Consider the following 22,070-nt stretch of genomic DNA (forward strand, 5'->3'; position numbering starts at 1 on the left):
CGTCCGACAAAAATGGAATACAATTCCAATATTGTATTTCATTCCGGTTCTGCACCGGACGCGCCCCATGTCGCTGCTGCAAACCCTTCCGTCGCTGCCCTCGGACGCGGCCTACGACCTGGTCGTGATCGGTGCCGGTGGCGCCGGCCTGTCGGCCGCGCTGCATGGGGCGATCGACGGGGCGCGGGTGCTGGTGGTCGAGCGCACCGGCTACGTCGGCGGCACCACCGCCTGGTCGGCCGGCACGACCTGGATCCCGTGCACCCGCCATGCCCGGTCGGTGCCTGGCGAGGACAGCCTCGCGCAGGCCGAGGGCTACCTCGACCGGGTCGTCGGCCTGCATGCGGATGCCGCGCTGCGGCGCGCCTTCCTGGCCCATGGCGCCGAGGCGGTCGAGCGCTTCGAGCAGCACACCGAGGTCCACTACCGGCCCTACGCGACCCATCCGGACTACGAGTCCGACATCGAGGGCGCAACCTTGCGCGGCCGGGCGCTGGAGCCGCTGCCCTTCGACGGCCGCCGACTCGGCGCGCTGTTCGGCGCGCTGCGTCCACCCATTCCCGAGTTCACCGTGCTGGGCGGCATGATGGTCGACCGCACCGACATCAACCACCTGCTGGCGATGGGGCGCTCGCTGGCCTCGCTCCGGCACGCCATCGGCATCGTCGGCCGCCATGCGGTCGACCGCCTGAGCCACCCGCGCGGCACCCGGCTGGTGATGGGCAACGCGCTGGTCGGGCGGCTGCTGCACTCGCTGGCGCAACGCCCGAACGTGACGCTGCTGCTGCACACGCAAATGCGCGAGATCCATGTCGAGGCGGGCGGGACGGCCGATGAACACGGGCCTCGCGCGATCGAGGCGATCACGCTTGAGGCCGGCAGCGCGACCCGGCGCGTGCGCGTGCGGGGCGGTCTCGTGCTGTCCAGCGGCGGCATCAACCGCGACCCGCAGTGGCGCGCGCGCATGCTGCCCGGCATCCCGATGGACTGGTGCCCCGGCGCACCCGGCCACACCGGCCAGGCCCAGGCGCTGGCCCTGCAGCTGGGCGCCCGTCACGGCGAAGGTGCGGCCAGCCCGGCCTTCTGGGCACCGGTGTCGCTGCGCCGGCGTCCGGACGGCAGCACGGCCGTCTTCCCACATTTCGTGATGGACCGCGCCAAGCCCGGCATGCTGACGATCAACCAGGCCGGCCGGCGCTACCTCAACGAGAGCACCTCCTACCACCGCTACGGTCTGGCGATGCAGGCCGAGCAGCGCCGCAGCGAACGCGGCGATCTCGGTGCCGGTGCGGCGCTGCCGTCGTGGATCGTCTGCGATGCGGCGGCGCTCAAGCGCCACGGCCTGGGCATGGTCCGCCCTGGCGGCGGTGGGCTGGCGGCCTTCCTCGCCGATGGCTACCTGCGCACCGGCGCGACGCTGGCCGAACTCGCCGTGCGCATCGGGGTGGACGCCGCCACGCTGGAAGCCACCGTGGCCACCCACAACCGCCATGCCGAGGCCGGCCTTGACCCCGACTTCCAGCGCGGCACGACGGCCTACCAGCGCAACATCGGCGACGCGACCTGGCCGGGCCGCAACCCCAACCTCGGTGCGCTGGCGACCGGGCCGTACTACGCGGTCCAGGTCGTGCCGGGCGACATCGGCGCGGCGGTCGGTCTGCAGACCGACGACCGCGCCCGCGTGCTGGATGCCCAGGGCACGCCCATCGCCGGCCTCTACGCGGTCGGCAACGATGCCCAGTCCATCATGGGCGGCACCTACCCGGGTCCCGGCATCACGATCGGCCCAGGCATGGTCTTCGGCTACCTCGCCGCCCGCGACGCCGTGGCGCGGGCCACAGCAGCGGCGTGACCCTTCGGGCCGGCAGGCACCGGCCCGCCCGCCTCACCCGTCCCTTCGGGTGCCCTCCTCAGGGGGAGGGCGCTCTCCCGCCCGCTCGTCAACCATGGCCCGCACGCCCCGTCACCCCGACGCGGCGCCGGGCCGGTCCGTCTGCCTCATCCGAAGGAGGGGATCCGGCATCTGAATTGTCGTAGCTACAATAAAGATGCAGATCGAATTCGATCCGAACAAGGACGAGACCAACCGGTTCAAGCATGGCATCAGCCTAGATCAGGCGGCGGCGCTGGACTGGGGCCGAGGACGCTACTGGTTCGACCCGCGCTGGGCGCATCTCGAGCCGCGCGTGGTGGGGCACGTCTCGCTGTCGGGACGGCTGCATGTCGTGGTCTTCGTCGACCGGGACGAATCCCGCCGAATCATCAGCCTGCGCAAGGCCAACGAACGCGAGGTGAAACGCCATGACGAAGAAGAAGGACGGCGCTGAATACATCGTCACCCGGAGCGGACAGCGGGTGCGCGTTCCGACCCCGGAAGAGGATGCCGAAATCACTGCCGCTGCCTTGGCCGATCCCGACACGGTCCTGCTCACCGACGAGCAGATCGACGCGATGGTCCCCTACAGCGCCCTGCGCGGCCGTCCGCCGCTGGCCCGCCCGAAGGTGCTGGTCTCGGTGCGCTACAGCCCCGAGGTGATCGACTTCTTCAAGTCGACTGGCGAAGGCTGGCAGACCCGCATGGACGAGGTGCTGAAGGCGCATGTGGCGCGGGTGCAGGCCGACGGCGAGGACACGTCGGGTTGAACGGGCCTCGACCCAGGCCGTGCCCAAGCACCCCTCAGCGCGGGCCCACCCTGGCGGCCCGACGTTCATCGGCCTGCGCCAGCACCCGGTCGGTCGCCGCGATGGCCAGGCGGGCCCATGCCTCGTAGCCCATCGCCGGGGCGCGTGATTCGCTCGGCACCTCGATGCTGATCGTCAGGTCGGCCGGCAGGCGCGAGAACAGGTCGACCAGGTCGATGTCGCCTTCGCCCGGCAGCAGGCGCTCGCAGCGGGCGTCGTGGATCAGGCCGGCCACCGTGGTCGGACCGGGCACCCGGCCGTCGCAGATCTGGGCGTAGTTCAGGCGCTGGCGCGGCCAGCCGGCCAGGTCCTCGATGCGGCTCGGCGAACGCGCCACGTGCAGCGCATCGAACAGCACCGCCGCGTTGGGCTGGTCAACCGCCGCGACGATGCGCTGCGCGGCAGCCAGCGTCGGCACGGCGGTCCAGGGCATGAACTCGAGGTCGGCGCTGAGGCCGTGGCGGGCGGCCGCCTCGCAGAAGGCGGCGTAGGACGCGGTCAGGCGGGCCTCGTCCGGGTCATCGCCCGCGACCAGCACGTGGGCTGCGCCCAGGCCCGCGCCGCAGGCCAGGAAGGCCTCGTAGCGGGAGGCCTCGAAGTCGGCGTCCAGGCGCACCACCTCCAGGTCCAGCACCTGCACGCCGGTGTCGCGGATCGCCGCCAGCGCCTCGCGCTGGCCGGCCGGGTCGTCCATCAGCGGGTGGTGCAGGCCGCCGGGTGCGGCGGGCAGCAGCCGGATGCCGGCGGCGGCGCAGCCGGTGGCGGCGGCCAGGCGGACCATCTGCGCCGGGTTCAGCGGCAGGGCCATCAGCTGGGCGAGGGAGTAGCGACGGGACATGGCAAGGCTCTTGTAGCGGACGGTGGATCGTCGGGGAGGCCGATGCCATCGGCGCTTCCGCGCGGGGTGGGCGTGTCTCAGGTGGCGTGTCTCAGGTGGCGGGCGGCGGCAGTGGCTGGCCGGCCGCGTGGTGCGCCAGGATGTAGCCGAAGGTCATCGCCGGACCCAGCGTGATGCCGCCGCTGGGGTAGTGACCGCCCATCAGGCTGGCCATGTCGTTGCCGGCGGTGTAGAGGCCGGGGATGACCGCGCCGTCGGCATCGAGCACGCGGGCCTGCGCGTCGGCGGCGAGGCCGGCGAAGGTGCCCAGGCTGCCCGGCACGATGCGCAGCGCGTACCAGGGGCCGTGCCCGATCGGCGCGACGCAGGGGTTGGGGCCGGCGTGTTCGGCGTCGCCCTGCAGGCGGTCGTAGGCGATCTCGCCGCGGCCCCAGGCCGGGTCCCGGCCTTCGCGGGCATGCACGTTGTAGCCGGCCACCTCGTCGACCAGGCCGGCCGGATCGATGCCGCAGCGACGCGCCAGTGCTGCCAGGCTGTCGGCGCGCTGCAGGTAGCCGTTGCGCAGCCAGGGCGCGAGCGGGAAGGGCCAGGGCTTGCTATGACCCAGGCCGTAACGGCGCTGGAAGCGGTGGTCGCAGATCAGCCAGGCCTGCAGCGGCTGGCCGGGCCGGGCGCTGGATTCGCCCAGGCGGTCGAACAGGCCGCGCATGAAGCTGTGGTAATTGCCGGCCTCGTCGGCGAAACGTCGGCCGCGGGCATCGACCGCGATCAGGCCGGGCTTGCCGCGTTCGGCCAGGTGAACGAAGGCGTCGAGCCGGCCGTCCGACCGTGGCAGCAGCGAAACCGGCGCCCAGGCTCCCGCGTGGGCCACGGTGGTGTCGATGTGGGCACCGGCGGCCTCGGCCATGCGCAGGCCGTCGCCGGTGTTGCAGGGCGGCGCGGCGCTGACGTGCTCGCGGCCGGTCGGCGCATGCCGGAACAGCGCGGCCTTGCGCGCCGTGTCGTGCGGGAAGCCGCCGGTGGCCAGCACGACGCCACGGTTCGCCTCGACGACCTGCTCGTGTCCATCGGGCCTGCGCACGCGCGCACCGGTGACGCGGCCGTCCGCCGCGCGGGTCAGGGCCAGCGCCGCATGCCCGTGCAGCAGCGTCACGCCGGCCTCGCGGGCCGAGGCCAGCAGCGCGGCGGCGAGGGCGTTCCCGCCCATGCGCAGGCGGCCCTGGCCATGCGTGAGATGGTCGATCGCATGCCGCAGCAGACGACCGGCGACGTAGACGAAGGAGTCCCAGGCCCGGTTGGCGCGCATGAAGTGGCGCAGGTCGCTGCCGATGCTCATGCCCAGCCAGCTGAGGATGTCGCGCGGCGGCCGCAGCCGGGCCAGCAGCGGGCGGCCCAGGCGCGCGGCATCGAAGGGCGCGGCACAGACCGAACGCCCGCCCTCCGCCGCACCCGGCACGCGGCCATGGAAGTCGGGGATGCGGTTGCCGTCGATGAAGCGCAGGGCGGTGTGGTCGAGGTGGAACTGCACCATCGCCGGCGCATGGGCCAGGAAGGCATCGATGCGGGCCGCGTCGAAGCGCTCGCCCAGGATCTCGCGCAGGTAGCGGCGCGGGGCTTCCGGGTCCTCGTGGATGCCGGCCGCGCGGGCCAGCGGGTTGCGCGGCACCCACATCCAGCCGCCCGACCAGGCGGTGGTGCCGCCGAACAGCGGCTCCTTCTCGATCACGACGACCTTCAGGCCGAGGTGGGCGGCGGTCACGGCGGCGGAGAGGGCGCCGGCGCCGGAGCCGACGACCAGCAGGTCGCAACGGTCGGGCAGGGCGGTCGGCGCCGACGGGCCGGATCGCGTGGCAGGACTCATCGTGGCAAGGATTCAGCGTGATCGTTCAGCGCGATCGTTCAGTACGAACGTTCATCGCGAACGTTCATCGCGATCGGCTCGCCGCACGCGTCGCGGCAGCGGGCCTGGCGGTCGCGCGGGCGGCCGGCTCGGCATCGATGGCAACGGGACTGGGCTGGGCCGGCGCATAGGCCCGGTTGAACAGCGGCGAGGCCGCGCTGATGCCGGCCAGGTCACTGGCGGCGGCCAGCAGCTCGGGGGCCCATTGCTGCATCTTGGCCTCGGTCAGCCGCACGGCCGGACCGGACATCGCCAGCACGCCGACCGCGCCCTTGCCCGAGGGCACCAGCGCGGTCGACATCGCGTTCAGGCCGGGCGCGTAGGTCTCGCAGGTCACCGCATAGCCCTGCTTGCGGACCTGCCGGACCAGCTTGAGCACCGCCTGCATCGAGCTGGGCGCGTTCGGCCCGTAGGCCGGTGGCAGGCCCAGGCCCTGGCGGCTGACCAGCGCGATCGCGTCGTCTTCCGGCAGCGTCGACAGCCAGGCGATGCCGGAGGCCGTGCACGACAGCTTCACGTCGATGCCCTGGTCTGGGTCGTAGCGCAGGCCCGAGCGGGTGCCCTGCGACAGCGAGACCCAGGTGATGTGGTCGACGTCGACGACGCCCAGCCGCACCAGCTCGCCGCTGGCCTCGGCCAGCCGGTCGAGGATGGGCTGGCAGAGGTCGATCGCGCCGGAGGCCTTGAGGTAGTTCAGACCCATCGACACCAGCTTGGTGGTCAGCATGTAGTCGCCGCGCTCGCGCGACTGGCGCACCCAGCCCAGCTCGCCGAGTTCCATCAGCAGGCGATGGGCGGCGCTGCGCGGGATGTCCAGCTCGTCGGCCAGCGTGGCCAGCGGCACGCCCTGCACCTCGGTGGCGAGCCGTTCCAGGATCGCCAGGGTTCTCTGCATCACGCCGGACATGGCTGCTCCATCGTCGGGTTCATCATCACCACTCCTGTTTCCGGAATGCTATTCCACATTTGAACGAAAGTCCATTTATACTGATCCGAACGAACACAAACGGCCGCTGCGACGGCCCCTGTCATGGCCATGAACGAAGACGCCTTCCTGAGCCGCTACAGCGGTGCCACCCGCGTGATCTACATCGTCGGCGATCCGATCGCGCAGGTGAAGTCGCCGTCCGGCGTGACCAGGCTGATGCAGGCCCGGGGCGCGGACGCGGTCTGCGTGCCGGCCCATGTCGCGCCCGAACACCTGGCCGACTGGTGCGCGGCGATCCGGCTGCAGCGCAACGTCGACGGGATCATCGTCACCGTGCCGCACAAGTTCGCGGTGCTGCCGCTGTGCGACGAGCTGACGCCGCGCGCCCGCTCGATCGGCGCGGTCAACATCCTGCGCCGGCATGCGCCCAGCGGTGGCTGGACCGGCGACATGTGCGATGGCGACGGCCATGTGGCGGGCATGCGTTCCGCCGGCGCGGTGCTGGCCGGCCGGCGTGCGCTGCTGGTCGGTGCCGGGGGGGCGGGCTCGGCGATCGCGCATGCGCTGGTCGATGCCGGCGTGGCCGCGCTGGACCTGTTGGATGCCGATGCGGCCCGGCGCGAGGCGCTGGCCGACAAGCTGCGCCGCTATGCCGCCGGCCACGCCCAGGCGCTGGCGCTGGGCATCGGCAGCGCCGACCCGACCGGCTACGACCTCGTCACCAACGCCACGCCGCTGGGCATGAAGCCCACCGACCCGCTGCCGGTCGATGTCTCGAAGCTGGCCGTGACGACCTTCGTCAGCGACGTCGTCACCCAGCCGGCCCTGCCGCCGCTGATCGAGGCGGCCCGCGCGCGCGGCTGCGCCACCCTCACCGGCATCGGCATGTTCGAGGCCGTGCGCGACCGCATGGTCGACTTCTACCTGGCCTGACCGGGCACGGCCCGCTGGCGACCTCTCACCCCACCCACAGACTCCCGGACCCGCGATGGACTTCTCCCTCAACGACGAACAGAAGATGATGATCGACACCGTGCGTCGATTCATCCGCGAAGAACTGCAGCCGCTGGAAGAGCGCCTGGAGGCCGACGGCGAGCTCGACGACGCGACCGCGACCGCCGTGTTCGAGAGGTCGCGCAGCCTGGGCCTGTACGCGCTGAACATGCCGGCCGAGCTGGGCGGCGGTGGCCTGTCGACGCTGGACCGCATCCTCTGCGAGGAGCAGTTCGGTCACACCTCCGACCTGCTGATCCGGCGCGCCTTCGGCAACGTCTACGAGCCGCTGCTCGAATGCCGCGGTGAACAGGTCGAGCGCTGGCTGAAGCCGGCGGTCGAAGGCCGCCGCACCTGCGCCATCGCGATCACCGAGCCGGGCGCGGGCTCCGATGCGCAGGGCATCAGGACCACGGCGCGCCGCGATGCCGACGGCAACTGGGTGCTCAATGGCGGCAAGCACTTCATCAGCGACGGCCTGTGGAGCGACTTCTTCCTGGTCTCGGCCCGCACCGGCGAGCGCGAGATCAGCATGTTCATGGTCGACAAGGGCCTGCCCGGTTTCACCGTCGGCAAGGACCAGAAGATGATGGGCCTGCGCGGCACGCCGCACGTCGAGCTGTTCTTCGACAACGTGGTGCTGGAACCGCTGACGCTGCTGGGCGCCGAGGGCCAGGGCTTCAAGCTGGCGATGGGCGCACTCAACGTGGTGCGGCTCGCGCAGGTCGGTGCCCGGGCGGTCGGCAAGGCCACGCATGTGCTCGAACAGATGAGCGCCTACGCGCAGGACCGCAAGCAGTTCGGCACGCGCATCGCCGACTTCCAGATGATCCAGCAGATGCTGGCCGACAGCGTCATCGAGGTCAACGCTGCGCGCCTGATGGTCTGGCAGTCGGCCTGGATGATCGACGCCGGCCTCGATGCCCGCGACCACATCGCGATGGTCAAGGTGCATGCGGCCGAGACGCTGGGCCGGGTGGTCGACCGGGCGGTGCAGGTCTTCGGCGGCATGGGCTTCTGCAAGGAGCTGCCCATCGAGCGCTACTACCGCGACGCCCGCATCTACCGCATCTTCGACGGCACCTCGGAGATCCACCGCACCGTCATCGCGCGCAGCCTGGGCAAGAAGGGCGCGGCGCTGTACGACGTGCACCGCTGAGACCCAGACGATGAGTCCCCACGACAAGTTCATGAGCGCGGACGACGCCGCCGCGCTGATCCCCGACGGCGCGACCGTCGCGCTGATGGGCGGCGGTGGCGGCCTGATGGAGGCGACCTGCGTCTTCCAGGCCATCGAGCGCCGCTTCCTCTCGACCGGCGCGCCGCGCGGCCTGACGGCGGTGCATGCGCTGGGCATCGGCGACAAGGCCACGCGCGGCATGAACTGCTTCGCCCATGAAGGGCTGGTGCGCAAGGTGATCGGCGGCCACTGGGTCTGGTCACCGCGACTGCAGCAGCTCGCGCGCGACAACCGCATCGAGGCCTACATCCTGCCGGGCGGCGTGTCCTCGCAGCTGTTCCGGGCCATCGGTGCCGGCCAGCCGGGCCTGATCACGCACGTCGGCCTGGGCACCGTCTGCGACCCGCGCCACGGCGGCGGGCGCATGAACGAGGCCGCCCGCGACGAGCTGGCCGAGGTCATCACGCTCGATGGCCGCGAGTACCTGCGCTACAAGCCCTACCGCGTCGACGTCGCGATCGTGCGGGCTTCGGCCGCCGACGAGGACGGCCACATCAGCTTCGAGCACGAGGCCGCCAACCTCGATGCGCAGGCCATTGCCCTGGCCGCGCGCAACAGCGGCGGCCGCGTCATCGTGCAGGTCCGCGAGCGCCTGCCGCGTGGCGCGCTGAAGGCCCGCGAGGTCCGCATCCCGGCGTCCTGGGTCGATGCGATCGTGGTCGACCCGGACCAGCGCACCAGCTACGACATCCCCTTCGACGCCAGCCTGTCGGGCGAGCTGACCGGCGCGGCCCGCGCGGCGGCGGTGGCCGAGTCGCTGCCCGACGAGCCCTTCAGCGAACGCCTCGCGGTGGCCCGGCGTGCCGCCTGCGAGCTGGTCGACGGCGTGGTCGTCAACTACGGCGTGGGCGTGCCCGACGCGGTCGCCAAGCTGGTGGTGCGGCGCGGCGAACTCGGCCGCATCCACCAGACGATCGAGCACGGCACCTACGGCGGCAGCCTGCTCGACGGCGTGCTGTTCGGCTATGCCCGCAATGCCAGCGCGATGCTCGACGCGCCGACGCAGTTCGACTTCTACGGCGGCGGCGGCCTGCAACTGGCCTTCCTGGGCTTCGGGGAATTCGACGCGCTGGGCAACGTCAACGTGTCCAAGCTCGGCGGCCTGGCGGTCGGCCCGGGCGGCTTCATCGACATCGCCCAGAACGCCCGCAAGGTCGTGTTCTGCGGCACCTTCGCGGCCAAGGGCGTGCAGCTGCAGACCGGCGACGGCCAGATGCGCGTGCTCCGCCAGGGCCAGGTCCGCAAGCTCGTGCGTGCGGTCGAGCAGATCACCTTCAGCGGCCCGCAGGCGCTGCAGCGCGGCCAGACCGCGCTCTACCTGACCGAGCGCGCGAGCTTCCGGCTGGTCGACGGCGGGGTCGAGCTGTTCGAGATCGCGCCGGGCATCGACCTGCAGCGCGACGTGCTCGACCAGATGGACTTCGCCCCGCGCATCGCGGCCGACCTGCGGGTCATGCCGGCCTCGCATTTCCTGCGCGACGACGACGGCTTCGGCTCACTGACCTCGCGGGCGACGCGCTCGCGTGCGACGGCCTGAACCCGCCGTCGCCAACTTCGACTTTTCCCCCTGTTGATCGGACCTTCCCCATGTCGACCCTCCATGAAGTCACCACGCTCGAGATCAAGGTCTTCAGCAACGCGGCCGTCTACGCGGCGCTCGAAAAGGCCTTGCCCGAGGCCGGCGGCCGGCTGATCGGTGCCTTCGCGTCGGACATCGGCGAACTGAGCCGCGTGCTGATCCTGCGCGAGTTCGACGATGCCAACGCGCTGGTCGCGGCGCGCCAGAAGCTGCTGCTGTCGACCGATCCGCTGGGCTGCGCCGAGTCGCTGGTCTCGCTGCGGTCGGAGAGCTACGCGCTGTTCCCCTTCCTGCCGCAGCCGCAACCCGGCGCGCACGGCCGCTGGTACGAGTTCCGCACCTACGGCCTGCGCCAGGGCCTGCTGGGCCAGACGATCGGGGCCTGGCAGGACGCCGTGCCGGCCCGCCACGCGATGTCCCCGCTGGTCGGCGCCTTCACCGCACTGGACGGCGAGCAGCCGCGCTTCCTGAACATCTGGGCCTACGAGAGCCTGGAGCAGCGCTCGCAGGTCCGCGCCGAGGCGGTCAAGCAGGGCGTCTGGCCACCGAAGGGCGGACCGGCCTCGCTGACGACCATGACGTCCTGGGTCTGCGCACCGACGCCGTTCTCGCCGATGACGTGAGGCCGGTCTCCGGCCTTGCCGCAGGGCTCAGAGCGAGCCTCGGCAGTTCGGCAAGCCGCAGCGGCAGACCAGCTTGCCCTCGTGGTGGGTCTCGCCGTAGTCGGCGGTGAGTTCCTCGCCGGCCTTGATCGCGCGCATCGCATAGAGCTCGACCCGGCCGCCACGGATGCGCAGCACGGTGTTGGGCTGGCAGGCGTGGTTGGTGTAGCGCAGCGGGTCGCTCGAATGCGTCGCGTCGATGGCGCGCCGGTCGCTGATCTCCACCATCATGATGCGGGCCTGGCCCTTCACCCGCTGGCGGGCCTCGCGCACGCTGATGGCCTCGCCGCGGATCTCGCCGATCTTCTTGTAGGCCGGGATGTCCTCGCCGGCGAAGGCGCCGGTGCCGTCGATCGCGCTGGGCCGGTTCTCGACCCGGAACTTGTTCGGATCGGCCGGCGTGGCCTTGCGGCGCGGCGTGGCCGCCGCTGCTGCAGCCTCGTCGAACGGCCCAGGCAGGCTCGGATGCGGCCAGCCGATGGCCGCGTGGCCCTTGCCGGCCGCCGCGCGCCGGCCGTCGCGCCAGGCGTCCTGCCAGGCCGACCACTGCGCCAGCCCCTCATCGCTCAAGGCCCGCACCAGGCAGGCCACTGGCGCGCCTGCTGCGGCGGCCGAGCGCAGCTGCTCGGGGCTCAGGATGCCGCCGATCGCGACCACCGGCACGCCGGCCATGGCCGACCACCAGGCCAGGTTGTCCAGGCCCTGTGGCCGCCACGGCATGGCCTTGGTCAACGTCGGCCAGACGGGGCCGCAGGCAATCACCGCCGGCCCCATCGCGCGGGCCCGGGCGAGTTCCCACAGGCTGTGCGAGCTCAGGCCCAGCGCGACCGGCCGCTGCGGGTCGGCCTGCAGCATCGCCATCAGCTCGGCACGGCCGACACGGCCCAGCGCGGCCAGGTCTTCCTGCCCCAGGTGGACGCCGATGCGCACGGCCGAGCGGCGCGGGTCGTCCCGCCAGGCGGTGATCAGCTGGCCGGCCACGCGCCAGTGGTCGTTGATGACCAGCACGACATGCCGGGCGGCACGGTGCGCCAGCAGCGCGTCGGCGGCCTGCGTGGCCTGGGCACGCACGTGGGCCTCGAAGGCCGCATCGTCCAGCCCGGCATGCGCCTCTCGCTTGATGCGCAGCTGCAGCGCGCAGAGGTCGTCGCTGGCCCTGGCCAGGATGGGATCGACCCGCGCCGCGTCATCGGCCAGCGCGTACAGGCCGGGTCCGAAGGGCGGTGCCGGGTGCGGTGCCGGTGGCTCGACATCGTCGTGGCCATCGAGCATCGGCAGCGTGTCGGCCTGCTGCATGAAGGTCAGGGCATCGGCGCCACGGGCGACCGCCTGCAGCGCCATCGCGGCGATCACGCCGGCATCGGCCTCGACGTAGCCACGCGCCAGTGCGGCCGAATGGGCCGCAGCGACGACACGCTGGCCGACCGCGTCGGGCTGGACCGGCGTCGACAGCCAGAGCCGGCCGCGGGCCTGCGGCGTGTCCAGCCGCAGGCAGCGGCCATCGTCGGCCAGCACGGGGGCTTCGAGGCGGACCGTGCCGATGTGCGGCTGGGCGATCTCGGCATCGGCCTGCAGCGTGATGCCGCAGGCCGCGGCCAGCGCGCGCAGCGTCGGGTCCTCGCACCAGGCGGCCGGCCAACGGACGGGCGCGGCGGCGGTCGGGTGGTTCATCGCTGGAGCCATCGCCGTCAGCCGATCAGGAAGGGCCGGCCGCCGACCGGCGTGCTGGCCACGGCCATGTCCTGCGCGGCCATCACGCCGGCCTCGCGGGCGATCCGGCCGGCAGAGACCGCCTGGCCGAAGGCGGCGGCCATGCGCACCGGGTCGCCGGCCTGCGAGACGGCCGAGTTCAGCAGCACCGCATCGAAGCCGAGTTCAAGCGCCTGTGCGGCATGCGAGGGCGCGCCGATGCCGGCATCGACGATCAGCACCGTGTCGGGCAGGCGTTCGCGCAGCGTGCGCAGCGCCCAGGGGTTGATCAGGCCCTGGCCGGAGCCGATCGGCGCGCCCCAGGGCATCAGCACCTCGCAGCCGGCATCGAGCAGGCGCTGGCAGGTCACGAGGTCGTCGGTGCAGTAAGGGAAGACCGCGAAGCCGTCGCGGACCAGCGTGGCGGCGGCCTCGACCGTGCCCCAGGGATCGGGCTGCAGCGTGTGCTCGTCGCCGACCACCTCCAGCTTCAGCCAGTTCGTGCCGTACAGCTCGCGCGCCATGTGGGCCAGCGTGATCGCCTCGTTGGCCGTGCGGCAGCCGGCGGTGTTGGGCAGCAGGCGCGCACCGCGCTCGACCAGCGCGCGCTGGATCGCCGCGATGTGGCCGTTGTCGCCGGCCGCCGCGAGCGTGCGCTTCAGGCCGACGGTGACGACCTGCGTGCCGCTGGCCGCGATGGCCTCGTGCAGCACCTGCGGCGACGGGTAGCCGGCGGTGCCCAGCAGCAGGCGGCTGTCGAGCGTGACGCCGTAGGCGGTCCAGGAACGGGCGTGGATCATGGGGGTGTCCTTCGGGTCGTGTGTGTTCAGCCGCCGACGATGGCCTGGAACACGCTGATGGCCTGGCCGTCCTGCAGGATGTGGCTCACGCGGTGAGCCCGCGCGACGAAGACGCCATCGACGGCGGTGGCGTAGCGCTCGGGGGCGAGCTCGGCCATCGACGGGTGTTGCGCCAGCAGCTCGGCGAGCGTGCTGCCGGCACGGGCGGTGACCGGCTGGCCGTCCAGCGTCAGGTTCAGCAGGGTGGCGGACTCATGCGTGTTCATCGGTCTTCTCCACGATCAGGTCATCCAGCGCGCAAGCCACGCCACAGGCCCGCAGGCCGTCGTGCAGCAGCGCCGGCGCGATCAGCCAGCCATGCCGGAACAGGCCGTTGATGCGCAGCAGGCCGTCGAGCGCATCGGTGCGCGGCGCGTGGTCGGGCAGGGCGGGGCGCAGGTTGGTTTCCAGGTGGACGATGCGGGCCTCGGCCAGCGCCGGCAGCACGCTGTGGGCGGCAGCCATCAGCTCGACGGCGCTGCGCAGGCTGGCGGGCGAGCGGTCCTCGCTCTCGATCTCGCTGGCGCCGATGACAACCCGCTCGCCCGGTCGCGGCACGATGTAGACGCGGTGGCGCGGGTGCAGCAGGCGCAGCGGCCGGTCCAGCCTCAGGCCGGGCGCATGCAGCCAGACCAGCTCGCCGCGCACGCCGCGCAGGTCGGCGGTCCAGGGGCGTTCGGCATGCATCGCGCCGCTCTCCGGCCGTGCGCCCAGGCCGCGCAGGTCCAGCGCCAGGTCGCAGCGATGCACGTCGCCATCGGCCATCCGCAGCCGACCGGGTTCGACGGCGGCAACGTTCGTGCCCCATCGCCAGGTCACGTCGCCAGGGCTGGCACCGGCCAGCGCCGCCAGCATCATCGCCGGCACCAGCTGGCCTTCGTCGGGCAGCAGCCAGGCCCGCAGCGACGGGTCGATCGCCGGTTCGAGCGTGCGCAGCGCCTCGCGCGCCAGGGCTTGAGGCTGCGGCCAGCCGGCCCGCTGACCGGCCCCGGCGCGCACGCGGTTGAGCACCCGTTCGGCCGCACCCAGGTCGCTGCCGTGGGCCAGCAGCAGGCTGCCGGCGCGGCGCAGGCCGATCGGGCCGAAGGCATCGGCTGGCGCGTCCGGCAGATCGGTCGCAGGCTCCGGCTGGCCCAGCGCCAGTCCGGTCCGACGGGCCCGTGCAGCGGCCGCGCAGGCCGCGGGATCGGCGGCCAGCTGCGCGGCCACGGCATGCCAGAGGTCCAGCGAACGCCAGCCGAGTTCGGCCACCTCGGGGCCGGCGTTGTCCAGTTCGGCCAGCGGGCTGAGCATGCCGGCCGCCGTCTGCCCGGCCGCGCCGCGACCGTCGTGGCGCGCGCCGGGGCAGGCCGCCGGGTCGAACACCGTCACCGCATGGCCTGCCCGGGCCAGCGCCCAGGCCGCCAGGCGGCCGAGCACGCCCGCACCGGCGATGCCGATGTGGCGGGGCGAGGGGTCGGGATCGGGTCGGGTCATCGGGCGTTGTCCTTCGAAAGCGTCTGGCTCCGAAGGTCGCCCGGTCCGGCCGTCGGGCGACGACCGGTGCCGCGCAGGCACTTCGCTCTTCTTTCGCCGGTACGAGCCGGATCAAGTTCAGCGGGTTTGGCGGCAGCGTGTCGCGATCGTCACAACGTTGATCGCGGCGGCTTGGCGGGCCATCTCAGCCAGCGGTCGTCGGGTGATCGACCGTTGGCACCCCGGAGCGGTCGCGATTGTCAGGTTCCGCGCAGCGGCGTGCAAGCCGGGGCGCGGATGGGCCCTCAGCTCGCGTCGACCTCGGCCCGCAGGGCGGCCAGGATGCCGTCGGTCGACGGGCGCACGCCGCGCCAGAACTGGAAGGCTTCGGCGGCCTGCTCGACCAGCATGCCCAGGCCATCGCGGGTGACGGCGCCGTGCTCGCGTGCCCAGGCCAGGAAGGGTCGGGCGGCCGGGCCGTACATCATGTCCAGCACCAGGCAGCCGGGGCGCAGCGCGCTGGCCGCCACCGGGCTGCCGGCGCCGGCCAGGCTGGCCGAGGTCGCGTTGACGACCACGTCGTGGCCGCTGCCGGCATCCTCCAGCGCACCGGCGCGCAGGCTCACGCCATGAGCCTGTGCGAGCGAGGCATGGCGGGCCACCGCTTCCTCGGCCTTGGCGACGGTGCGGTTGACCATCACCAGCTCGGCCACGCCGGCCTCGATCAGTGGCCCCAGCGCACCCAGTCCGGCGCCGCCGGCACCGATCAGCAGCACGCGCGCGCCCTTCAGCGCCACGCCGGCGTTGACGGTGATGTCGTGGACCAGCCCGGCGCCGTCGGTGTTGTCGCCGGCCCAGCCCTCGGCATCGAAGCGCAGCGTGTTGACCGCGTGCGCGAGCTCGGCACGCGGCGTGCGCCGTGCCGCCGCCTGCCAGGCTTCGAGCTTGTAGGGCACGGTGATGTTGCAGCCCTTGCCGCCCGCGGCCGCGAACTCGCGCACCTGGGTGGCGAACTCGCCGGGCGCGATCTCCAGGCGGTCGTACTGGACCGGCTCGCCGGTCTCGGCGGCGAAGCGGCCGTGGATCGCCGGCGAGCGGCTGTGCTTGACCGGAAAACCGGCGATGACGTAACGGTCCATCTTGTGCGTCTTCGGGTGGCTGTGCCCGCATCGCGGGGCGCGTGATGCAGGTGTATCAGGTGGTTCCAGGAGGCCGCTCGGGGCGGCCGGGAGGGGTCGGACGGCGACAGAATCGCCGCATGAAGATCACGATCCCCCTCGATTGTCGCGGAGCCGCCGACCCGGCCCGCCGTTCCCTGTTGCTGCGCGCGCTGGCCTGTGCCGGTTCCGCGCCGCTGTTCGCCCTGGGTGGCTGTGCCAGCGCGGGCGCGCAGGGCCTGCAGCGCGAGTGGAACTTGAGCCAGACCGAGCTGCTCAACGCGGTCGCGCCGCGCTTCCCGCTGACCCGCCGGGTCGGCGAGATCTTCGACCTGCACCTGCTGCGCCCCCGGCTCAAGCTGCGTCCGGCCGACAACAAGCTGGTCTTCGGCTGCGACGTCGGCGTCGACGAGACCCTGTTCACCCGCCGCACCTTCGACGGCAACCTGACCTTCGCGACCGGCCTGCGCTACGAGGCCAGCGACGGCACCGTGCGGCTGGACGGCGTGCGCGGCGAGACCTTCAGCATCGCCGGCCTGCCCGGCCGCATCGCCGAAGCCGTCGAACGCGTCGGCCCCCGCGTGGTCGAGGAGGTGCTGCAGGACCATGAGGTCCACCGCTTCGACGACCGCCTGCGCGAGGGCATCAAGCTGCTGGGCATGCAGCCTGGCGATTTCCGGGTGACCGACGCGGGCGTGCGGATGAGGCTGGTGCCGATTCCGTTGTGAGCCGGTGAGGCTCGGGAGAGCCTCAGGCGCCTTCCCGCTTCGTCGCCACCAGCGGCTTCACGTCCGGTGCGGGCATGCGCGGGCGGTCGGGTTCGGCCTCGGTGAGCGGGCTGCACTCGACCAGGCTGGCATGGCAGCGGCGGGTCAGGTCCTGGTAGACGGCGGTGCCTTCGCGCTTCCAGGCCATCTCGGATTCGGTCAGCTCGCGCACCACCTTGGCTGGCAGGCCGGCGACCAGCGAGCGCGGTGGCAGCTTCAGGCCGGCACGGACGAAGGCGCAGGCGGCGACGATGGTCTGGGTGCCAACCTCGGCCTCGTCCATCACGACCGCGTTCATGCCGACCAGCGCGTCGCGCCGGACCACGCAGCCGTGCAGCACGGCGCCATGGCCGATGTGACCGTTCTCCTCGACCACCGTGTCGCTGCCGGGGAAGCCGTGCATCACGCAGTTGTCCTGCACGTTGGCGCCACGTTCGATGACGATGCGGCCGAAGTCGCCGCGCAGGCTGGCCAGCGGGCCGATGTAGGCGCCCGGGCCCACGATCACGTCGCCGATCAGCACGGCGGTCGGGTGGACATGGGCGGTCGGGTCGACGACCGGGCGGATGCCGTCGATGGCGTAGCAGGGCATGGGAGGTCTCCGGAACGTGGGGGTCGGCAGAGGGTGGTCGGCGGCATGGGCCTGCATCCCGCATCGTTCTGCGGGTTGATCCCGAGGCCGCTCACCTTGTTGTGGATCAAGGTGAAGGCTACGATTTACTTACCGGTCGGTCAACAATGTTTCGGAGTCCCCTGCCGTGTCGCCCACACCGTCGCAAGCCCCGTCGCAAGCCCCGTCGCAAGCCCCGTCGCAAACCGCGTCGCAAACCGCGTCGATTCCCCTGGTTCTGGTGACGCAGGACGGTGCCGTGCGCACCCTCGCGCTGAACCGCCCGCAGGCGCTCAACAGCTTCACCACCGCGATGCACGGCGAGCTGCTGGCCGCGCTGGACGCCGCCGCAGCCGATGCCAGCGTGCGATGCCTGGTCATCACCGGCTCGGGGCGCGGCTTCTGCGCCGGCCAGGACCTGGGCGATCCGGCCGTCGCGCCGGTGAGGGTCGACGGCCAGCTCGCGCCGTCGGCCGAGCAGCCCGACATCGGCGACCTGATCGAGGCGACCTACCGGCCGCTGGCCTTGCGCATCCGCGCCATGCCGGTGCCGGTCGTCGCGGCGGTCAACGGCGTGGCCGCCGGGGCCGGCGCCAACCTCGCGCTTGGCTGCGATCTGACGGTGGCCGCGCGGTCGGCCAGCTTCATCCAGGCCTTCGCCAAGATCGCGCTGGTGCCCGATTGCGGCGGCACCTGGCTGCTGCCGCGCCTGACCACCCGCCAGCGTGCGCTGGGTCTGGCCATGCTGGGCGACAAGCTGACGGCGCAGCAGGCTGCCGACTGGGGCCTGATCTGGCAGTGCGTGGACGATGCCGAGTTCCCCGCTGCCGTCGCCGCGCTGGCGCAGCGCCTGGCCGCGATGCCGGTCAAGGCGCTGGTCGAGACCCGCGCCGCGCTCGACGCCGGAGCCGCGGCGGACCTGGATACGGCGCTCGCCAACGAGGCGCGCCTGCAGCGTCGCCTGGGTCGCGCGGCCGACTATGCCGAGGGCGTGGGCGCCTTCTTCGCCAAGCGCGCGCCGACCTTCACGGAGCGTTGAGATGACCCCCCAGCAGACCGCCGACCATGTGCGCGAGGGCATGTACGCCAACGACCGCGCCGCCCAGGCCCTCGGGCTGGCCATCACCGCGATCGCACCGGGCAGCGCCACGGTCGAGATGACGGTGCGCGCCGACATGCTCAATGGCTTTGCGACCTGCCACGGCGGCCTGGTCGCGACACTGGCCGACACCGCCTTCGCCTATGCCTGCAACGCGGCCAACGAGGCGACGGTGGCCTCGGGCTTCTCGATCGACATCGTCGCGCCTTCGCACGAGGGCGACCGCCTGACCGCGGTGGCGCGCGAGATCCAGCGGGCCGGCCGCACGGGGGTCTACGACATCGAGGTGCGCAACCAGAAGGGCGCGCTGATCGCGGTCTTCCGCGGCAAGTCCTACGCCATGAAGGGCCGCCAGACGGTGCCGCTCGCGGCCGACGCAGCGGCGACCTGAGCCGCCGCCCGCCCGGCTTCCCCGGCTTCCCCGCCTTCCAGGAGACTGACCCATGCCCGTCAAGCAACCCGCTCCCGGCGACCTCGAGCCGATCGAGACCGCCAGCCGCGACGAGCTGCAGGCCCTGCAGCTGCAGCGCCTCAGGAAGACGCTCGCCCATGCCTATGCCAACGTGCCGCATTACCGCGCCGCCTTCGATGCCAGGGGCGTCCACCCCGATGACCTGAAGACGCTGGCCGACCTGAGCAGGTTCCCCTTCACCGGCAAGGCCACGCTGCGCGACAACTATCCCTTCGGCCTGTTCGCGGTGCCGCGCGAGCAGGTGGTGCGCGTGCATGCCTCCTCGGGCACGACCGGAAAGCCGACCGTGGTGGGCTACACAAAGCAGGACATCGACCACTGGGCCGACCTGGTGGCGCGCTCGATCCGCGCGGCGGGCGGCCGGGCCGGCGACATCGTGCATGTGGCCTATGGCTACGGCCTCTTCACCGGCGGCCTGGGCGCGCACTACGGGGCCGAGCGGCTGGGCTGCACGGTCATCCCGATGTCGGGCGGCCAGACCGAGAAGCAGGTCCAGCTGATCACCGACTTCAGGCCCGACATCATCATGGTCACGCCCAGCTACATGCAAGTGATCGTCGAGGAGATGCGCCGCCAGGGCCTGGACCCGGCGGCCAGCTCGCTGAAGGTCGGCATCTTCGGTGCCGAGCCCTGGACCGAGGCGATGCGGCGCGAGATCGAGCGCACCGCCGGCATCGACGCGGTCGACATCTACGGCCTGTCCGAGGTGATGGGCCCGGGCGTGGCCAGCGAGTGCATCGAGTCCAAGGACGGCCCGGTGATCTGGGAAGACCACTTCTACCCCGAGATCATCGACCCCGAGACCGGCGAGGTCCTGCCCGAGGGTTCCGAGGGCGAGCTGGTCTTCACCACGCTGACCAAGGAAGCGCTGCCGGTGATCCGCTACCGCACCCGCGACCTGACGCGGCTGCTGCCGCCGACCTCGCGCAGCATGCGCCGCATCGGCAAGATCGTCGGCCGCAGCGACGACATGCTGATCATCCGCGGCGTCAACGTCTTCCCGACCCAGATCGAGGAGATCGTCCTGCAGCACGGCCAGCTGGCCGGCCAGTACCAGCTGATCGTCACGCGCGACGCGCACCTCGACGAGCTGGAGGTGCGCTGCGAGCGCCTGGTCGGCGCCTCGGAGCAGGTCTCGCAGGAGGCCGCCAGCTGGCTGCAGCAGCGCATCAAGACGCTGGTCGGCGTGACCGCCCGGGTGGTGGTCGGCGAGCCTGACAGCATCGAGCGCACCCTCGTCGGCAAGGCCCGTCGCGTGGTCGACAAGCGACCACGCGGCTGAGTCCGCCAGCCCACGCCCCGCACGAAACCGCCCGATGCCACGCGGCCGTTCTGCCACCTATGCCGACCAGCACGAGGCCATCCTCGCGCATGCGGCCGAGCTGTTCGCCGCGCGCGGCTATCCCGGCACCTCGATGAACGAGGTCGCCACCGCCTGCGGCCTGACCAAGCCGGCGCTCTACCACTACGTGCGCGACAAGGAAGCGCTGCTGCTGCAGATCTGCCAGCAGCACATCGCCCGGCTGCAGGCGCTGGTCGCCAGCGTGCAGGCCCAGGGCCTCGTCGGCGAGGCCCACCTGCGCGCGCTGATCCTGGCCTTCGTGCGGGCCTATGCCGATGCGCAGGGCGAGCACCGCGTGCTGACCGAGGACGTGCGCTTCCTCGGCGAGGCCGAGCGCGAGGTCGTGCTCGACGGCCAGCGCCGCGTCGTGGCCGCCTTCGCCGATGCGGTCGCCCAGGTCCGCCCGGCACTGGCCACCGCTGCGCTGCACAAGCCGCTGACCATGCTGCTGTTCGGCATGATCAACTGGATGTTCACCTGGCTGCACCCCGATGGGCCACTGACGCACGACGACATGGCCCCGGTCGTCGCCGACCTGTTCGTCGGTGGCCTGCAGGCGCTGCAGACACCGGCGCTGCAGGCGCTGCAGCCGTAGGCGTCGCCACTTCCTTCCCGCCCCCGAAACCTGACCGCGCAAACCACCCCAAGGAGACAAGACGATGATGATCCGACGCACCCTGATCGCCGCCGCCGCGCTGGCGTTCCTCGGCCTGAACGCGGCCGTCGCCCAGGCCCAGATCAAGGTCGGCGTGACGGTCTCGGCCACCGGCCCGGCAGCCTCGCTGGGCATTCCCGAGAAGAACACCATCGCGCTGATGCCGAGCAAGATCGGCGGCAAGACGGTCGAGTACATCGTGCTGGACGATGCCTCGGACACGACCAAGGCGGTGGCCAACACGCGTCGCCTGATCACCGAGGACAAGGTCGACATCGTGCTCGGCTCGACCACCACGCCGAACTCGCTGGCCATGATCGACGCCGTCGCCGAGGCCAAGGTGCCGATGATCTCGATGGCTGCCTCGGCCCGCATCGTCGAGCCGATGGACGACAAGAAGCGCTGGGTCTTCAAGACGCCGCAGAACGACATCATGATGTCGCTGGCGATCGCCGCCCACATGGCCGACAACGGCGTGCGCAAGGTCGGCTTCATCGGCTTTGCCGATGCCTACGGCGAAGGCTGGTTCAACGAGTTCAGCAAGGCCGCCGCGCTCAAGGGCATCCAGATCGTCGCCAACGAGCGCTATGCCCGCAACGACACCTCCGTGACCGCCCAGGTCCTGAAGCTGCAGGCCGCCAACCCGGACGCGGTGCTGATCGCCGGCTCCGGCACGCCGGCCGCGTTGCCGGCCAAGACGCTCAAGGAGCGCGGCTACGCCGGCAAGCAGTACCAGACCCACGGCGTGGCCAACAACGACTTCCTGCGCGTCGGCGGCAAGGACGTCGACGGCACCATCCTGCCCAGCGGCCCGGTGCTGGTGGCCGACCAGCTGCCCGCCAACCACCCGGTGCGCAAGAGCGCGCAGGCCTATGTCGCGGCCTACGAGGCGGCCAACGGCAAGGGCAGCGTCAGCACCTTCGGGGCCCATGCCTGGGACGCCGGCGCGCTGATGGCCGCCGCCGTGCCGGTCGCGCTGAAGAAGGCCCAGCCAGGCACGGCCGAGTTCCGCGCCGCGCTGCGCGACGCGCTGGAACAGGTCAAGGACCTGGCCGGCGCGCACGGCATCTTCAACATGTCGCCCGGCGACCACCTCGGCCTGGACCAGCGCGCCCGCGTGATGGTCAAGATCGAGAACGGCGCCTGGAAGCTCCAGCCCTGAG

22 protein-coding genes and 1 riboswitch are annotated in these 22,070 nt (G+C 72.0%); of the genes, 13 read left to right on the forward strand and 9 right to left on the reverse strand.

Annotated elements, in window-relative coordinates:
- The first annotated feature begins 67 nt into the window (after positions 1-67).
- The 3 genes from Q8X39_RS00930 (at position 68) to Q8X39_RS00940 (ending at position 2,643) form a co-directional block, all read left to right on the forward strand.
- Positions 68-1,852: an FAD-dependent oxidoreductase gene (locus tag Q8X39_RS00930; protein ID WP_305747752.1), complete on the forward strand. Its 1,785-nt coding sequence runs from the start codon at positions 68-70 to the stop codon at positions 1,850-1,852.
- A 196-nt stretch (positions 1,853-2,048) separates the two neighbouring features.
- The gene (locus tag Q8X39_RS00935; RefSeq protein WP_305747753.1) at positions 2,049-2,327 is read left to right on the forward strand and encodes a BrnT family toxin; all 279 of its coding nucleotides are present in this window, start codon (positions 2,049-2,051) and stop codon (positions 2,325-2,327) included.
- Positions 2,302-2,643: a BrnA antitoxin family protein gene (locus Q8X39_RS00940; RefSeq protein WP_305747754.1), complete on the forward strand. Its 342-nt coding sequence runs from the start codon at positions 2,302-2,304 to the stop codon at positions 2,641-2,643. The genes Q8X39_RS00935 and Q8X39_RS00940 overlap by 26 nt, the downstream gene beginning before the upstream one ends.
- A 34-nt stretch (positions 2,644-2,677) precedes the next feature.
- Here Q8X39_RS00940 and Q8X39_RS00945 read toward each other — a convergent pair whose 3' ends face one another.
- From Q8X39_RS00945 to Q8X39_RS00955, 3 genes are all read right to left on the reverse strand, one after another.
- Positions 2,678-3,520, reverse strand: a complete 843-nt coding sequence (locus Q8X39_RS00945; protein ID WP_305747755.1) for a sugar phosphate isomerase/epimerase family protein — start codon at positions 3,518-3,520, stop codon at positions 2,678-2,680.
- 91 nt (positions 3,521-3,611) lie between these two features.
- The gene (locus Q8X39_RS00950; protein WP_305747756.1) at positions 3,612-5,381 is read right to left on the reverse strand and encodes an FAD-dependent oxidoreductase; all 1,770 of its coding nucleotides are present in this window, start codon (positions 5,379-5,381) and stop codon (positions 3,612-3,614) included.
- 64 nt (positions 5,382-5,445) lie between these two features.
- The gene (locus tag Q8X39_RS00955; protein ID WP_305747757.1) at positions 5,446-6,327 is read right to left on the reverse strand and encodes an IclR family transcriptional regulator; all 882 of its coding nucleotides are present in this window, start codon (positions 6,325-6,327) and stop codon (positions 5,446-5,448) included.
- 123 nt (positions 6,328-6,450) lie between these two features.
- Between Q8X39_RS00955 and Q8X39_RS00960 the strand changes: the two genes are divergently transcribed.
- Genes Q8X39_RS00960 through Q8X39_RS00975 form a run of 4 tightly spaced genes read left to right on the forward strand, consistent with a single transcriptional unit; the run spans position 6,451 to position 10,783 of the window.
- The gene (locus Q8X39_RS00960; protein WP_305747758.1) at positions 6,451-7,281 is read left to right on the forward strand and encodes a shikimate dehydrogenase family protein; all 831 of its coding nucleotides are present in this window, start codon (positions 6,451-6,453) and stop codon (positions 7,279-7,281) included.
- A gap of 55 nt (positions 7,282-7,336) precedes the next feature.
- Positions 7,337-8,500: an acyl-CoA dehydrogenase family protein gene (locus Q8X39_RS00965; RefSeq protein ID WP_305747759.1), complete on the forward strand. Its 1,164-nt coding sequence runs from the start codon at positions 7,337-7,339 to the stop codon at positions 8,498-8,500.
- 10 nt (positions 8,501-8,510) lie between these two features.
- Positions 8,511-10,118 carry an acyl CoA:acetate/3-ketoacid CoA transferase gene (locus Q8X39_RS00970; RefSeq protein WP_305747760.1) on the forward strand — a complete coding sequence of 536 codons (1,608 nt, stop codon included), beginning with the start codon at positions 8,511-8,513 and terminating at the stop codon, positions 10,116-10,118.
- A 50-nt stretch (positions 10,119-10,168) separates the two neighbouring features.
- Positions 10,169-10,783 carry an NIPSNAP family protein gene (locus Q8X39_RS00975; protein WP_305747761.1) on the forward strand — a complete coding sequence of 205 codons (615 nt, stop codon included), beginning with the start codon at positions 10,169-10,171 and terminating at the stop codon, positions 10,781-10,783.
- 27 nt (positions 10,784-10,810) lie between these two features.
- On the opposite strand, the gene Q8X39_RS00980 is transcribed toward Q8X39_RS00975, so the two are convergent.
- From Q8X39_RS00980 to aroE, 5 genes are all read right to left on the reverse strand, one after another.
- Entirely contained in the window at positions 10,811-12,493 is a 1,683-nt protein-coding gene (locus Q8X39_RS00980) for a thiamine phosphate synthase (protein ID WP_305747762.1), read from the reverse strand.
- Positions 12,494-12,510: 17 nt separating this feature from the next.
- Entirely contained in the window at positions 12,511-13,311 is an 801-nt protein-coding gene (locus Q8X39_RS00985) for a thiazole synthase (protein WP_305747763.1), read from the reverse strand.
- A 26-nt stretch (positions 13,312-13,337) separates the two neighbouring features.
- Complete coding sequence (thiS, locus tag Q8X39_RS00990; RefSeq protein WP_305747764.1) at positions 13,338-13,577, reverse strand: sulfur carrier protein ThiS; 240 nt, start codon at positions 13,575-13,577, stop codon at positions 13,338-13,340.
- Positions 13,564-14,826, reverse strand: a complete 1,263-nt coding sequence (locus tag Q8X39_RS00995) for an FAD-dependent oxidoreductase (RefSeq protein WP_305747765.1) — start codon at positions 14,824-14,826, stop codon at positions 13,564-13,566. The genes thiS and Q8X39_RS00995 overlap by 14 nt, the downstream gene beginning before the upstream one ends.
- A gap of 71 nt (positions 14,827-14,897) precedes the next feature.
- A riboswitch (TPP riboswitch) is annotated at positions 14,898-15,060 on the reverse strand.
- 50 nt (positions 15,061-15,110) lie between these two features.
- Positions 15,111-15,944 (reverse strand): shikimate dehydrogenase, encoded by an 834-nt coding sequence (gene aroE / locus Q8X39_RS01000; protein ID WP_305747766.1) that lies wholly within the window; start codon positions 15,942-15,944, stop codon positions 15,111-15,113.
- A 119-nt stretch (positions 15,945-16,063) separates the two neighbouring features.
- Here aroE and Q8X39_RS01005 point away from each other — a divergent pair, with 119 nt between their 5' ends.
- Positions 16,064-16,690, forward strand: a complete 627-nt coding sequence (locus Q8X39_RS01005) for a hypothetical protein (protein ID WP_305747767.1) — start codon at positions 16,064-16,066, stop codon at positions 16,688-16,690.
- Positions 16,691-16,712: 22 nt separating this feature from the next.
- On the opposite strand, the gene paaY is transcribed toward Q8X39_RS01005, so the two are convergent.
- Positions 16,713-17,321, reverse strand: coding sequence for a phenylacetic acid degradation protein PaaY (paaY, locus tag Q8X39_RS01010; RefSeq protein WP_305747768.1), 609 nt, complete (start codon positions 17,319-17,321; stop codon positions 16,713-16,715).
- Between the two features lie 277 nt (positions 17,322-17,598).
- Here paaY and Q8X39_RS01015 point away from each other — a divergent pair, with 277 nt between their 5' ends.
- The 5 genes from Q8X39_RS01015 to Q8X39_RS01035 all read left to right on the forward strand — a co-directional run bounded on the left by Q8X39_RS01015 (position 17,599) and on the right by Q8X39_RS01035 (position 22,069).
- Entirely contained in the window at positions 17,599-18,378 is a 780-nt protein-coding gene (locus Q8X39_RS01015; RefSeq protein ID WP_407067943.1) for an enoyl-CoA hydratase-related protein, read from the forward strand.
- Between the two features lies 1 nt (position 18,379).
- Positions 18,380-18,829 carry a hydroxyphenylacetyl-CoA thioesterase PaaI gene (paaI, locus tag Q8X39_RS01020; protein ID WP_305747769.1) on the forward strand — a complete coding sequence of 150 codons (450 nt, stop codon included), beginning with the start codon at positions 18,380-18,382 and terminating at the stop codon, positions 18,827-18,829.
- A gap of 52 nt (positions 18,830-18,881) precedes the next feature.
- Positions 18,882-20,192, forward strand: a complete 1,311-nt coding sequence (gene paaK / locus Q8X39_RS01025; protein WP_305747770.1) for a phenylacetate--CoA ligase PaaK — start codon at positions 18,882-18,884, stop codon at positions 20,190-20,192.
- A 34-nt stretch (positions 20,193-20,226) separates the two neighbouring features.
- Positions 20,227-20,847 carry a TetR/AcrR family transcriptional regulator gene (locus Q8X39_RS01030; protein ID WP_305747771.1) on the forward strand — a complete coding sequence of 207 codons (621 nt, stop codon included), beginning with the start codon at positions 20,227-20,229 and terminating at the stop codon, positions 20,845-20,847.
- Positions 20,848-20,911: 64 nt separating this feature from the next.
- The gene (locus Q8X39_RS01035; RefSeq protein ID WP_305747772.1) at positions 20,912-22,069 is read left to right on the forward strand and encodes an ABC transporter substrate-binding protein; all 1,158 of its coding nucleotides are present in this window, start codon (positions 20,912-20,914) and stop codon (positions 22,067-22,069) included.
- The last annotated feature ends 1 nt before the right edge of the window (position 22,070 follow it).

The organism is Leptothrix discophora, assembly GCF_030705305.1.
In the GTDB taxonomy this organism is placed as follows: domain Bacteria; phylum Pseudomonadota; class Gammaproteobacteria; order Burkholderiales; family Burkholderiaceae_C; genus Sphaerotilus; species Sphaerotilus discophorus.

What these genes read in the sequence shown, in the direction of transcription:
- Q8X39_RS00930 (WP_305747752.1), top strand. Translation starts at nt 68, where the DNA reads ATGTCGCTGCTGCAAACCCTTCCGTCGCTGCCCTCGGACGCGGCCTAC.
- Q8X39_RS00935 (WP_305747753.1), top strand. Translation starts at nt 2,049, where the DNA reads ATGCAGATCGAATTCGATCCGAACAAGGACGAGACCAACCGGTTCAAG.
- Q8X39_RS00940 (WP_305747754.1), top strand. Translation starts at nt 2,302, where the DNA reads ATGACGAAGAAGAAGGACGGCGCTGAATACATCGTCACCCGGAGCGGA.
- Q8X39_RS00945 (WP_305747755.1), bottom strand. Translation starts at nt 3,520, where the DNA reads ATGTCCCGTCGCTACTCCCTCGCCCAGCTGATGGCCCTGCCGCTGAAC.
- Q8X39_RS00950 (WP_305747756.1), bottom strand. Translation starts at nt 5,381, where the DNA reads ATGAGTCCTGCCACGCGATCCGGCCCGTCGGCGCCGACCGCCCTGCCC.
- Q8X39_RS00955 (WP_305747757.1), bottom strand. Translation starts at nt 6,327, where the DNA reads ATGTCCGGCGTGATGCAGAGAACCCTGGCGATCCTGGAACGGCTCGCC.
- Q8X39_RS00960 (WP_305747758.1), top strand. Translation starts at nt 6,451, where the DNA reads ATGGCCATGAACGAAGACGCCTTCCTGAGCCGCTACAGCGGTGCCACC.
- Q8X39_RS00965 (WP_305747759.1), top strand. Translation starts at nt 7,337, where the DNA reads ATGGACTTCTCCCTCAACGACGAACAGAAGATGATGATCGACACCGTG.
- Q8X39_RS00970 (WP_305747760.1), top strand. Translation starts at nt 8,511, where the DNA reads ATGAGTCCCCACGACAAGTTCATGAGCGCGGACGACGCCGCCGCGCTG.
- Q8X39_RS00975 (WP_305747761.1), top strand. Translation starts at nt 10,169, where the DNA reads ATGTCGACCCTCCATGAAGTCACCACGCTCGAGATCAAGGTCTTCAGC.
- Q8X39_RS00980 (WP_305747762.1), bottom strand. Translation starts at nt 12,493, where the DNA reads ATGAACCACCCGACCGCCGCCGCGCCCGTCCGTTGGCCGGCCGCCTGG.
- Q8X39_RS00985 (WP_305747763.1), bottom strand. Translation starts at nt 13,311, where the DNA reads ATGATCCACGCCCGTTCCTGGACCGCCTACGGCGTCACGCTCGACAGC.
- thiS (WP_305747764.1), bottom strand. Translation starts at nt 13,577, where the DNA reads ATGAACACGCATGAGTCCGCCACCCTGCTGAACCTGACGCTGGACGGC.
- Q8X39_RS00995 (WP_305747765.1), bottom strand. Translation starts at nt 14,826, where the DNA reads ATGACCCGACCCGATCCCGACCCCTCGCCCCGCCACATCGGCATCGCC.
- aroE (WP_305747766.1), bottom strand. Translation starts at nt 15,944, where the DNA reads ATGGACCGTTACGTCATCGCCGGTTTTCCGGTCAAGCACAGCCGCTCG.
- Q8X39_RS01005 (WP_305747767.1), top strand. Translation starts at nt 16,064, where the DNA reads ATGAAGATCACGATCCCCCTCGATTGTCGCGGAGCCGCCGACCCGGCC.
- paaY (WP_305747768.1), bottom strand. Translation starts at nt 17,321, where the DNA reads ATGCCCTGCTACGCCATCGACGGCATCCGCCCGGTCGTCGACCCGACC.
- paaI (WP_305747769.1), top strand. Translation starts at nt 18,380, where the DNA reads ATGACCCCCCAGCAGACCGCCGACCATGTGCGCGAGGGCATGTACGCC.
- paaK (WP_305747770.1), top strand. Translation starts at nt 18,882, where the DNA reads ATGCCCGTCAAGCAACCCGCTCCCGGCGACCTCGAGCCGATCGAGACC.
- Q8X39_RS01030 (WP_305747771.1), top strand. Translation starts at nt 20,227, where the DNA reads ATGCCACGCGGCCGTTCTGCCACCTATGCCGACCAGCACGAGGCCATC.
- Q8X39_RS01035 (WP_305747772.1), top strand. Translation starts at nt 20,912, where the DNA reads ATGATGATCCGACGCACCCTGATCGCCGCCGCCGCGCTGGCGTTCCTC.